Annotated in this window: 10 protein-coding genes; 4 read left to right on the forward strand and 6 right to left on the reverse strand. The window is 40.5% G+C overall.

All coding sequences use genetic code 11. From position 1 onward, the window contains the following. Positions 1-76: 76 nt before the first annotated feature. Positions 77-592, reverse strand: a complete 516-nt coding sequence (locus tag E0H79_RS03635) for a hypothetical protein (RefSeq protein ID WP_131260826.1) — start codon at positions 590-592, stop codon at positions 77-79. 159 nt (positions 593-751) lie between these two features. On the opposite strand from E0H79_RS03635, the gene E0H79_RS03640 reads away from it, so the two are divergent. Continuing rightward, the gene (locus tag E0H79_RS03640) at positions 752-1,798 is read left to right on the forward strand and encodes an NAD(P)H-dependent flavin oxidoreductase (RefSeq protein WP_131260827.1); all 1,047 of its coding nucleotides are present in this window, start codon (positions 752-754) and stop codon (positions 1,796-1,798) included. Positions 1,799-1,847: 49 nt separating this feature from the next. Here the strand turns inward: E0H79_RS03640 and dusB are convergent, their stop codons facing one another. Next, a complete protein-coding gene (dusB, locus tag E0H79_RS03645; RefSeq protein ID WP_131260828.1) occupies positions 1,848-2,873 on the reverse strand; it encodes a tRNA dihydrouridine synthase DusB in 1,026 nt (341 codons plus the stop codon). Between the two features lie 83 nt (positions 2,874-2,956). Here dusB and E0H79_RS03650 point away from each other — a divergent pair, with 83 nt between their 5' ends. Continuing rightward, the gene (locus tag E0H79_RS03650) at positions 2,957-4,162 is read left to right on the forward strand and encodes a DUF1615 family protein (RefSeq protein ID WP_131260829.1); all 1,206 of its coding nucleotides are present in this window, start codon (positions 2,957-2,959) and stop codon (positions 4,160-4,162) included. After that, positions 4,129-4,776, forward strand: a complete 648-nt coding sequence (locus E0H79_RS03655; protein ID WP_131260830.1) for an HAD-IB family phosphatase — start codon at positions 4,129-4,131, stop codon at positions 4,774-4,776. The genes E0H79_RS03650 and E0H79_RS03655 overlap by 34 nt, the downstream gene beginning before the upstream one ends. Before the next feature lie 292 nt (positions 4,777-5,068). Here E0H79_RS03655 and E0H79_RS03660 read toward each other — a convergent pair whose 3' ends face one another. After that, positions 5,069-6,163 carry a fatty acid desaturase family protein gene (locus E0H79_RS03660; RefSeq protein ID WP_096900933.1) on the reverse strand — a complete coding sequence of 365 codons (1,095 nt, stop codon included), beginning with the start codon at positions 6,161-6,163 and terminating at the stop codon, positions 5,069-5,071. A 13-nt stretch (positions 6,164-6,176) separates the two neighbouring features. Further along, on the reverse strand, positions 6,177-7,247 hold the full coding sequence (locus tag E0H79_RS03665) for a ferredoxin reductase (RefSeq protein WP_131260831.1): 1,071 nt from the start codon (positions 7,245-7,247) through the stop codon (positions 6,177-6,179). Between the two features lie 154 nt (positions 7,248-7,401). Between E0H79_RS03665 and fabR the strand changes: the two genes are divergently transcribed. Beyond that, positions 7,402-8,082, forward strand: a complete 681-nt coding sequence (gene fabR, locus E0H79_RS03670) for an HTH-type transcriptional repressor FabR (protein WP_026438369.1) — start codon at positions 7,402-7,404, stop codon at positions 8,080-8,082. A gap of 77 nt (positions 8,083-8,159) precedes the next feature. Here fabR and E0H79_RS03675 read toward each other — a convergent pair whose 3' ends face one another. Together E0H79_RS03675 and rapA are read right to left on the reverse strand one after the other, a co-directional pair. Then, positions 8,160-8,969: an alpha/beta fold hydrolase gene (locus E0H79_RS03675; RefSeq protein WP_131260832.1), complete on the reverse strand. Its 810-nt coding sequence runs from the start codon at positions 8,967-8,969 to the stop codon at positions 8,160-8,162. A gap of 411 nt (positions 8,970-9,380) precedes the next feature. Continuing rightward, complete coding sequence (rapA, locus tag E0H79_RS03680; RefSeq protein ID WP_131260833.1) at positions 9,381-12,218, reverse strand: RNA polymerase-associated protein RapA; 2,838 nt, start codon at positions 12,216-12,218, stop codon at positions 9,381-9,383. Between the last annotated feature and the right edge of the window lie 66 nt (positions 12,219-12,284).

The following is a 12,284-nucleotide window of genomic DNA, read 5'->3' on the forward strand; positions in this document are numbered from 1 at the left end:
CTGCTCAGTTTTAGCCTACAGCGCAAGCCATTTATGAAATATCAACAGACCCTAGTAAACCTAAATCCTGCCGCAACTATAACGCCGCTTTTAAATTACAACCATAGCCCATGGTCTGTTGTACTTGGCGGTAACTGGTGTAACGATTCAAAATAAAATCATAATAAGATTCTGCATTGGCAAAATTTTCAGCCAAATTTTCCTGCTCTGCACGCGGTAATTTTACATCTTTAAGAAAATCTAGATTGTTATGTCCTAAGCGATATAACTCAGCAAAATAACCATTCATCATATCGCAATAAGCAATTTTAGTCGGCTTTAAAGCAGTACTGGCGACCAAATGCTGATTCAAAGTTTGTAAGTTATTTACATCTAAAGGGAATTGATGCGCAAATGCGATATTTTCGACTTGTTTAAATTGTTTGAAGTCTTGCGCCAATTTGACATTTAAAGCATCTATACGCTGTTGTAATGCAGTCGCATCCTGAACCTGATATTGCTTTGGATCAATTTTTACTTGAGTTTGCTGTGGATTGCTACACGCACTTAATCCACACACCACAAGCAAACCACCATAAACGAAAGGCTTCATTAATTTACTCATCAATTCATACATCAGGCTTATTATGCCTGAAAGCATCTGCAAATTTAATGATATCGCTCATCTTAATATTTCATAAAGAAATGACGGATATGATTTGCCAATCTACCTAGAGTTGGGCAAAGTAGATAAAAACATGGAGTAAATAATATGACCTTATTAGAACAACTGAATATAAAGCATCCTATTTTTCTTGCTCCAATGGCTGGCGTTTCTACTCCCGAACTTGCAGCCGAGGTTTCTAATCAAGGTGGTTTTGGCTCACTCGGTTTAGGTGCAAACACGGTAGATGCTGCACGTGAGCAAATTTTACGCACTCAAGAACTGACTGATTTTCCATTTCAGGTCAATTGCTTTTGCCATGAATCAAGTCCACTAGATGAAGTCGCTGCACAAGCGTGGATTGCACATTTTCAGCCAATCTTTGAACGATATGGCGCAACTGCACCGAGTCAACTAAATTGTATTTATCCAAGTTTTAAAGACCATGATGGATATTTAGATCTTGTACTAGAAACTAAACCACAAGCCGTCAGTTTTCACTTCGGGATTCCGCATGCGCATCAAATTCAGGCTTTAAAAGATGCAGGAATCATTACTATGGTTTCAGCAACCAACTTAGCCGAATCTCAAGCCATTGAAGCAGCGGGAATTGATGTCATTATCGCCCAAGGCATTGAGGCAGGTGGACATCGGGGTATCTTTAACCAAACTTTTGATAGTGCAATTAAAACCAGCGATTTAGTACAACTGATTCGTGAACATTGTACCCTGCCAGTGGTTGCCGCAGGTGGCATTATGAATGGTCAGCAAGCACAGTTAATGCTGAAATTGGGCGCTTCTGCGGTACAGCTGGGTACAGCCTTTGTGCAATGTAAAAGTTCCAATGCCAATCCAGCTTATCGACAAGCTTTATTTCAACAAAACATTACTCAAATTACCGACAGCATTTCTGGACGTCCTGCCCGTGGTTTAATTAATCATTGGCATACACAGGTAGATACACCAAATCGTTTAACCGTGCCCACCTATCCATATACGTATGATCTTGCAAAACAGTTGCATGCAGCCGCCGTAACACAAGGCGAGCAAGGTTATGCACCTTTTTGGGCAGGGAGTAATGTCAGTCAAATTCGTGAATTAGAAGCCGCAGATTTAATTAATCAGTTGGTTTTAGAAATGATTCACGCACGCTAAATATAGGTACAGAAAACTCAACCGTGTATCACGGTTGAGTTTTAATTTTTTACTTTGTATCTAATAAGTTCACCGCTTCAACCTGCACATCACTCATGATTTCACCATGCGCAAGTAGCTGATTAAAGTAATCTTCCACCACTTTATATTGTTCTGCAGTACTTTCTACTTGATACATACTTTGACGGAATTCATTACTTGAACGTAAACCTTTGGTGTACCAAGCAATATGTTTACGTGAAATACGACAACCTGAATATTCACCATAAAATTCATACAGCTCAGCTAAATGTCCAAGTAATACTTTTTGAACTTCTGCAATGCTCGGTGCTGCTAACAGCTCACCTGTTGCTAAATAATGTGCGATTTCCCGAAAAATCCACGGACGTCCTTGCGCAGCACGTCCAATCATAATCGCATCTGCGCCTGTATAGTCCAAGACATATTTGGCTTTTTCAGGACTATCAATATCACCATTGGCAATCACAGGAATATTGAGCATACTTTTCACTTCTTTAATCAGTGAATAGCGCGCTGTGTTTAAATACATATCTTCGCGAGTTCGGCCATGTAATGCTAAGGCCGCAATGCCTGCTTGTTCTGCGCGTTTGGCAACCCGTAAAATATTTTCCTGCCCATTCAAAAAACCTAAGCGAGTTTTCAGTGTCACAGGCACATTCACCGCGGCAACCACAGTATCTAAAATGCGTGCCACCAAATCTTCATCTTGCAATAAAGCCGAACCAGCCAACTTATTGCAGACTTTTTTGGCAGGACATCCCATATTGATATCAACAATTTGTGCACCATTGGCGACTTGATAACGTGCGGCTTCGGCCAAATCATGCGGGTCTGAACCTGCAATTTGTGCAGAAATTGGTGCAAGTTCCCCATCAAAGTTGGCACGATACAAACTCTTTTTACTCATGCGCAAAGTTTTGTCAGAGGTCATCATTTCACTGACCGCATGCCCTGCACCAAAGTACTTGCACAGTGAGCGAAAGGGTCTATCTGTGACGCCTGCCATCGGGGCAACGATCAAATTATTTGACAGTTGATAGGGACCAATATACATATATATTCTTAACTTTAACGATTGGCATAGTATACTGCATCTGCCCTTTGGGCTCATCCATTTGGAACGAGTTTTCCCTATCTATGAAAGACACTGTATTCACTTCTTTGATGAAACCCTTCAGCGTGCTTGCTTTATCATTAAGCTTGGCTGCCTGTGGAGATAGCGCATGGTGGTCTAAGGACAATGAGCCTACCCTTGAAGCAGAACAAATCCGCAAACTCATTCCAAATCGGGTCAGCGAGCGTAGTGCTTGGGCAAAAGATATTTACGATATTTCAGAGCAATTGGGCATTCCACAAACCAAAGAAAATATGTGTACCATCATTGCCGTCGTGGATCAGGAATCCAACTTTGTAGCCGACCCTCAAGTCTATGGTCTGGGTGAAAAAGCAGTTAAAGAAGTGCAAGACCGTTTGGATGAGAAATTTAAAGATAAACTGGGCGAAGCGATTGGCGGTACGGTTGCAGGCTATTTTCAGGATGTACTAAAAAACCATCCTAGCCCTGAAGATAACTATTTAAGCCAAATGCGTCGTGTGAAAACCGAACGTGAATTAGATGAATTGTATCGTGAAATTTTTGACTATATGGCCAAACATTATCACGTATCTGCACTAACAGGTGCTGCCAAACTGTTTGGACAAAATATTGGCGAAAAACTTAATCCAATTACCACTTTAGGCTCGATGCAAGTGCATATTAGCTATGCCAAAGAGCATAAACGTCAAAGCGGCAACATCGCAGAGTTACGCAGCGATCTATACACTCAATATGGCGGATTATATTACGGGATTCATCGTTTAATGATGTACCCTGCCGATTACGATCAACCGCTATACCGCTTTGCTGATTATAACTCTGGCATGTATTCGAGCCGCAATGCAGCATTCCAAAGTATGCTGAATGATTTAACCGAAGCAGAATTAGATTTAGATGGTGATTTGCTGCTTTACACTAAAGATGGTGGTGTGCGTAATGCAAAGAGTGAATCAGAACGCGAATTAATTGCTGTTTTTGCCAAACATAATATTTTAGTCACCCCACGACAAATTCGTGCAGACCTAAAAAAAGAAAAAGAAAAGAAATTTGAAGACACTGCAACTTATTTGGCGGTCACGAAACTCTATAAAGCGCAAACGGGCAAAGAGCCATTTTATGCCATGATGCCGCAAGTGGTCATTTCAGGGCCTAAACTGAGTCGAGATTACAACACCAATTGGTTTGCTACGCGAGTCAATGGACGTTATAAAACATGCATGCAAAAAGCCAAAAATATAAAAATCTAGCCCTATTTGATTTTGATGGGACCCTGTGCAGCAAAGACAGTTTTACAGGGTTTATTTTCTATGCTTTATCTAAGCGGCATATTTTTAAGCAAGGACTTAAAATCTTGCCTTGGATTCAGGCTTACTATTTAAAAGTTTATCCTGCACATGCCATGCGCCCTAAATTGTTTAATGCTATGTTTAAAGATGCAAATACAGCTGAAATATTAGCACTTGCACAGCGTTACGCAGTAGATTTAATGCATGACCTTAACCCACAACTGTTACAACAATTAAAACAGCATCAATTCAATGGTGATGATGTGGTGATTGTTTCTGCCAGTGTGGATATTTATTTGCAATATATTTGTCAGCAGTTAAATGTCGCTTTGATTTGTACTGAAACAGCAATTGAAAAGCAGCAATTTACAGGGCGATATTCAACACCTGATTGCAGTCAGGAACAAAAGAAAATACGGATTTTAGTACAATACGATTTAAAAGATTATGCAGCTATTTATGCTTATGGCAATAGTGATGAAGATGAAGCCATGCTGAGTTTGGCGACTTATTCTTATATGGTGGGTGTAGATCATTCATTACCTGAAATTGTGGCTTGTAAAAAACGGGCTTGATTTTGATGAATGATATAATAAAACCACAATTTGAATTGTGGGTTTTTTAAGTTACATGTAGCGGATGCCGCCTATGGTGATTACTTTTTTATACCCAGAATAGAAAATAAAAATAGAGTTTTCTCTTAATAAAATAGCTGATGATTCTGCATAAAAATAACGACTACAACACCTAAAGCAATAAAAAAGGTGACACTTTACAGCATCACCTCTAATTCAAAATAGAAGTATAGTTTTAAACCAAGATCAATCACTTAATCTATTCGTACTAAACAACTCATTTGTAAGTCACTTATTTCTTAAATGGAAAAGCATATTTCACAATACGTTTAAGCACACTGCCGTACTGTTTAACTAAGCTCGCATTGTTGTAGTTCAAGCCATACTTTTCACACACAGCTTGTACTTTTGGCGCCATTTTACGATAGCGACGTGCAGGAATATCTGGATATAAATGGTGTTCAATTTGATGGCTTAAATGTCCTGTCAAAATGTGGAATGCTTCAGAACCTGTAAGATTCGAGGAACCACGAATTTGACGCATATACCAGTGACCACGGCTTTCGTTTTGCATCACAGACTTTGGAAATACTTCTACATCCTTCGTAAAGTGACCGCAGAAAATAATGCTGAATGTCCAAATATTACGAATACCATTCGCAACCAAGTTCCCTGTAAACACTGGTAAAGCCGAAGGGCCTGCAATCAATGGAAAGAACACATAATCTTTAAACAATTGTTTTCCAATTTTCTTCTGCATAGGTTGCCATTCTTTTTTGGCTTGGGCTTTGCTTTTACGGCCATTCAAAATTTTACCAATTTCTAAATTCTGAATGGCAACACCCCATTGGAACAGTAAGCAGAAAGGAATACTGTATAAAGGTTGCAATAAATAGCCTGATCTCCAGCGCTGTTCTGGGAACAAACGCACCAAACCATAGCCAATATCATCATCCATACCTTTAATATTGGTATAAGTATGGTGTTTAAAGTTATGGGTTTGACGCCAGTTGTCTGAAGTACCTACCGTATCCCATTCATAACTTGCACCATTGAATTTAGGATCATTCATCCAGTCATACTGACCATGCATGACATTATGACCTAATTCCATGTTTTCCATAATTTTGGCAAAGCCCAATAAACCTGTACCCAAAACCCATGCTGGCGGGAACCATCCTGCGAACAATAAGGCACGACCTGCCATTGAGCTATAACGAATGGTTGAATAAACACGGCGGATGTATTTGGCATCTTTTTCACCAATATCATCCAAAACTTCTTGTTTAATGGCATCTAATTCACGTGCAAGCTCATCTAATTCAAATTGAGTGAGTTCACGGTTTTTAGGATTGCGGAAATATTCTATTTTTACTGGCATATTCATAATCGGAACTCGCTTATAAATCAATAATTAAATCGGTTTGTGCTGAATTGACGCATATTTTCAATTGGTTATTCGGTTCGCTATTTTGAACCCCATCGACCAAGTTTTTAGTTGCGCCTTCGGCCTTGTTGCATACGCATTTATGGCAAATTCCCATACGACAGCCGTATTTAGGCTTAATATTTTGCTGTTCCAGACTTTCTAAAATGGACTTGCCTTTTGGAATGGTGACAATCTTTTTCGATTGGGTCAGTGTAACTTGTACCAAACCAACATCGTCACTTAACACAGGGGTCATGCTAAAAGCTTCTGTTTTCAGCAAAGCAGCTTGTGCAAATAATTGTTCAGCTTGTTTGGTAAAACCCGATGGGCCACATGCAAACACTGCACTTTGCTCGATTTGTGCCAAGTCTTGTAAATGTTCTGCATTTAAACGGCTGTGCGCCACACTCGGCTCTTGGGTATAAAACACTTGAAATTTAAAGTTTGGATATTGTTGTGCCCATGCTTCAAACTGTGCTTTAAATGCTGCGTCTGCAAAGGTTTTTACCCAATACATTAAAGTTACTGGAGTGCTACCAAGACGACCTGATTTCGCCATGTCTTGTAGCAAACTATACATTGGTGTGATACCACTACCCGCTGCCAATAGAATTAAAGGCTGGGCTTGTGCAGGCAATTGCATATCACCATAAGGCGCACCAAATTCCAAAGTATCACCAACTTTGGCTTGCTCAACCAGCCATGTGCTGACTTTGCCCTGATCAACTTTTTTTACCGTCAATAAAACGTGTTGTGCATCAAGCTGAGTCAAACTATAGGTTCGCTCATAGCGTACGCCTTGAATTGTCACATAAACAGGATGATGCTGCCCTGCTGCGCCAATTTGGAATTTTTTATTGAATTGCAAAGTAAAGCTCACTACACCTTGTGCAGCGGTATCTTTTTTTACAATTTTGCCGAGTGACTGATTCACCGACCATAATGGATTAATTTTTTGCAACCAGAAATTGGCGGCATAAGGGTCTAGTACTGCAGTTGCAATACTGGTTAAGGGAGATTTTCTTTTTTCAGTTAGCTGCATGATTCAGCACCACCCGATGAAATTTTAATTATTATACACATGTATATATATTTGTATATACACCTGTATTGTTTCTAATCATTTCACAAGTACTGGCGCAACCGCTATAATGCCTCTAAGCTTATAAATTATTGAAAATATGACTCAGCCTGCCATGAAAACAAACCATGATGTGACTTTTCCAGAATCTGAAACGGTTCATGAGCCTCTTGTCGTGCGTACGGTTGGGCGTAAAGCTACCATTACCAAACAAGAATTATTTCAGGCAGCATTAAATTTAATTGGCCCACAAAAAAGTATCGCATCTTTAAGTTTACGTGAAGTTGCACGTGAAGCAGGCATCGCACCAAACAGTTTTTATCGTCATTTTAAAGATATTGATGAACTCGCGATTGAACTGATTGATCGTGCAGGTGTAGTGTTGCGTCAAATTTTGCATGAAGCACGTTTAAAAGCATCTAAACAAAATAGTATTATTCGCAGTTCAGTTGAAGTATTTATTGAACAATTAGATACCGATGAAGGCAATTTAAGTTTGTTACTGCGTGAAGGTTATACGGGTTCAACCTCTTATAAACTTGCTGTTGAGCGCCAGTTGAATTATTTCCAGCAAGAATTGCAGGATGATTTAATTCGTTTAGAACGTTTAAATAACAGCAAGTTAGCGCATCCCGATATTGTCGCAAAAGCCATTACCCAGTTGGTGTTTAATATGGGCGCTAAAGTCATTGATATGCCTGCGACTGAACGTAAAGAAACCGCTGAACAAACCATGACCATGATTCGCATGATTTTAGAAGGTGCACGACATTTGGATGATGCCAAAATTCGTTAACATAACACAGGATAAATCGGGCGATTTTCCTGAATCAGGTCACGCCCGTTTGAGCATTTAATTGCTAGACTTCGCTGTTAAGCGTGTTGTTTTTGAATTAATTGCTGCACAAGTGTTGCCGTGGTTTCAGGATTTTCCAAAGGAAACATGTGTCCTCCCTCGACCACACTAAACTCAATTCCATAAGTTTTTTGCATGCCTTGCGGTAAACCTTGCAAATAAAATGGGCTATGCCTTGCTGTAATTAAATGCACAGGTACATCTGGGGCTTTGCGTGGTGTGCGCCACCACCATGCAGGTACGGTTCTAAAAATTTCAGCTTCTACCCGTTTTGGAATTGTTAAAGTCACACCACCTCTTTGTGCATCGACTTGTATGCCGCTGGCAAAATAATCTTCAAAACATTGTGCATCAAATTTTTTAAATAAACGGTTATGCCGCAAAGCTTGATAGGCTTCTGCATGGCTAGCCCAATGATCTCGACGCTTCATGGTCACGGCGGCAGGTGTGAGTTGATCTACATATTTCAGTTTAAATTTTTGTAAAATTTCAAATAATGCCGACTTCGATCCAATCACAAAAGGTGGATCCATAATAATCAATTGAGAAAATAAATCTGGACGCTGATAGGCACACATCAGGGTTAATAATGAACCAAAAGAATGCCCTAAACCAATCACTTGTTGCTTTGGAAACTGCTGCTCAATGTCCTGAATCACTTGATGAATCAAATAGGTCCACTTATAGGTCACAGGAAATTCTGCTTGCATACCAATCAGTGGAATTGCCTTTAAATGATAATCTGCTTCAAAACATTGAAAAAACTTTTGATAACTGGCAGAAGGAATACCATTGGCATGGGTAAAATGAATTGCAGCTTTAGTCATTTAAAATACGCTTAAAAGAAGAATATCGGGTCTGTGACTTGATCTATGCGTACGCGCTTACAGATTCAACACTTGGCACATCAATCATAGATAAAAGATCAACAGCCTTTAAACTACGCATACCACTGGGTTTTGCAAATGACCGGAATGCTGAAAAAGATGAATTATGAGTCATTTTAATGACACATAAGCACTGGTTGCTACTTTGTTTAAGTCTGTGATGTGAAAAATCTCGCACAACATTTTTATTGCGATATTAAAAAAGCACCCGCTAAACTGCTCCGTAAAAATGAGGCGCAATGCCCAACTTAAAACGTGCAATTTAGAAGATGCCAAATATTTAAAAAAGTGATTGATTAAAACCGACTCAATACAAATACACCGTCTAGACACCTGTATTGAATGCACTCTTTATGGCTTTACCACCACCATCACCTGAATTGCTTCAGGCGTGACCGACAAACCATCTAATAATGCAACACCTTCTTTTTGCAATTTCTGTAAACGTGTAATTTCATCTTCACGAATACTTGGGTTAAATTGCTTCAAATAGCTTAAACGGTCAATTTCATATTGCCATTTTTTGCTATATACATCTTTAGCTTGTTGCTTAAATTCAGGCAATGCAGCTTTAGCCAACTCCAAAGCCTGTGTATAACGCGCTTCAATCGCGTCACGGCGTGCTTTCACCACTTGACGACAACTGTTGCCATCTAAATGATGTAAATAAGGTTTTAAAATTTCAGGGGCAATTTTTTGCGATAAATCCTGCCCTTTTTCGCTCAATAAGACACGAATGAGTTGCTGTGGCAAGCTTGATGGCAAATTCAGGGCTTTAGGTGCAATGACATCCACTTTGAACCAGACTTCGAGCAACACAGAACCTTGTGGCAAAGCGGCAGATTTTAATACCGCAACGTTGGTGCTACCAAAACCTTGTGTATTGATCATTTCCATCACGCTTTCTGTGAATGGATGCTCTAGGGTCAAATACTGTGCATCTTCACGAATTTGCGCCTGATCACGATAGAACGTCGCGGTCATGCCTTCTTCGTCTAAGGTCAAACCTTGCACTTGCATTTGATCAGTTGGTTTAATAATCACCGTGCCATTGCTTTGTTCATCGAAGTCAATATTGGTCGATGCCATAAAGCGCTTCATAAACATAGGCAACGTGGTATTGTCGTCGTAATCTTCTAAAGCTTGTACAATTTCCTGCGCCACCACAGGACGGCAAGAGTTGTATTCCAACAAACGATCTCGACCCGCTTGAAGTTCTGCTTCCAAAGCTTCACGCTGCACACTGACTGCTTCCAGTAAATCTTCAAACTGTTGTCCTAAATCTGCAAGTAAGCAGTGTTTTAAATCGACAATAAAGTTTTCCTGCAAGGTTTGTGCAGTGGGTGAAATATTGCTGAAAATATTGAGTGCTTCGTTATACCAACGGAACATACGCTCTTGCGCAGTCCCCACCAAATACGGCACATGAATTTGAATACGGTTTTCTTGACCAATACGGTCTAAACGACCGATACGTTGTTCTAACACGTCGGGATTGGCAGGTAAGTCAAACAAAATCAGGTCTGATGCAAACTGGAAGTTACGCCCTTCTGAACCAATTTCGGAACACAATAAAATTTGTGCACCATAAGAATCTTCTGCGAAATATGCTGCCGCTTGGTCACGTTCTAACAAGCTCATGCCTTCATGGAACATTGCAGTACGAATACCTGCATGTAGGCGCAGCGCATTTTCAAGGGCTTCTACCACAGGGCCGCTACGCGCAATTAAAAGCACTTTTTTATGTTTTAAGTCGCTACGCAAACGCTCCATTAACCACATTACACGCGGGTCAGTTTCCATCCAACTGCCATCGAGCTGTGCTTCTTCTGGCCACATTTGTTCACGTAATTTACCATCTTTAGACCAGTTTTCTGGCGCAGGTAACGGCGCAGGCTGACAATCACGACCTGGGAAACCTTGAATTGCTTCACGGGTATTACGGAACAAAATACGCCCTGTACCATGACGGTCTAATAATTCGTGGATGGCACGGAAACGCTGCTCTGGGTTATCTTCAATGCGATGTCCCAACAAGCCTTCCAGTGCAACCAAATGGCTTTCTTCCAATGCGGCATCTGACATTAAGACTTCGGCAATTTTTGCCGTATGTTGATATTGCGCTTCTTCATCCAAGAAACGGTCTAGTGAACTAAAACGCTGCGGATCGAGTAAACGTAAACGCGCAAAATGGCTTTCTACACCCAGTTGCTCAGGCGTTGCTGTAAGCAATAACACCCCTGCGGTTTGTTCGGCTAATTCTTCGACCAGATCATAACGGTCATTACCACCTTCTTCTTCGCTCCACATTAAGTGATGCGCTTCATCGACCACCAGCAAATCAAAACCTGCTTCTAGGGCTTGTTCGCGTAAGTCATCGTGGTCAATCATTAAATCGACTGAAGCAATGATGCATTGTTCGGTCAAGAATGGATTCAGGTCAGGATCGTGTTCTTTAATAGATGCCGTACGGGTTAAATCAAACAAAGAGAATTGCAGATTGAAACGGCGACGCATTTCAATCATCCACTGATATTGCAGCGAATCAGGTACCAAAATCAGGATACGTTCCGCACGTCCTGTTTTGAGTTGCTGATGGATGATCAAACCTGCTTCAATGGTTTTACCTAAACCAACTTCATCTGCCAATAAGACACGTGGCGCAAAACGCTTACCGACTTCATGTGCAATATAAAGTTGATGTGGAATCAAACCTACACGCGAACCCACCAAGCCGCGCAGTGGGCTACTTTGCATATTGGCTTGCATCAACAAGGCTTCAATACGCAAGTCGTACCATTCTTTATAGTCAATTTGGCTAGCAAGCAAGCGGTCTAATGGTTTTGAAAGTTGGATACTTGCACCAATACGGGTTTCATTCAGTGATTTCTTTTCTTCACTGCCATCTTGCAAACGACGCACTACGTTATAACGCAATACGCCATGACGGTCTTCGACCGATTCAACCGTCCACACATTGCCTTCTTGGTCTTGAACTTCATCATTTACATTAAAAATGATACGCGATAAAGGTGCGTTATTGCGTGCATAGACACGGGTTTCATCACTTTTAGGGAATAAAATGCTGACCGATCGCTCATCTACATCAATCAGAACACCAAGTCCTAATTCCGTTTCTGTGTCTGATAACCAACGTTGACCAATAGCAAACTGCTGCAATTTTTCCACCTTTATTTAGAAGTTAGGGCGTATAAATTTTTGCGCAAAACCAGCTGAGTATTTGAGCAAAAATTC

The sequence above is a fragment of the Acinetobacter sp. ANC 5045 genome, from assembly GCF_004331005.1.
GTDB lineage: Bacteria > Pseudomonadota > Gammaproteobacteria > Pseudomonadales > Moraxellaceae > Acinetobacter > Acinetobacter towneri.

Excerpts from the sequence above, each read along its gene's own strand:
- E0H79_RS03635 (WP_131260826.1), bottom strand. The coding sequence starts at position 592 with ATGAAGCCTTTCGTTTATGGTGGTTTGCTTGTGGTGTGTGGATTAAGT.
- E0H79_RS03640 (WP_131260827.1), top strand. The coding sequence starts at position 752 with ATGACCTTATTAGAACAACTGAATATAAAGCATCCTATTTTTCTTGCT.
- dusB (WP_131260828.1), bottom strand. The coding sequence starts at position 2,873 with ATGTATATTGGTCCCTATCAACTGTCAAATAATTTGATCGTTGCCCCG.
- E0H79_RS03650 (WP_131260829.1), top strand. The coding sequence starts at position 2,957 with ATGAAAGACACTGTATTCACTTCTTTGATGAAACCCTTCAGCGTGCTT.
- E0H79_RS03655 (WP_131260830.1), top strand. The coding sequence starts at position 4,129 with ATGCATGCAAAAAGCCAAAAATATAAAAATCTAGCCCTATTTGATTTT.
- E0H79_RS03660 (WP_096900933.1), bottom strand. The coding sequence starts at position 6,163 with ATGAATATGCCAGTAAAAATAGAATATTTCCGCAATCCTAAAAACCGT.
- E0H79_RS03665 (WP_131260831.1), bottom strand. The coding sequence starts at position 7,247 with ATGCAGCTAACTGAAAAAAGAAAATCTCCCTTAACCAGTATTGCAACT.
- fabR (WP_026438369.1), top strand. The coding sequence starts at position 7,402 with ATGAAAACAAACCATGATGTGACTTTTCCAGAATCTGAAACGGTTCAT.
- E0H79_RS03675 (WP_131260832.1), bottom strand. The coding sequence starts at position 8,969 with ATGACTAAAGCTGCAATTCATTTTACCCATGCCAATGGTATTCCTTCT.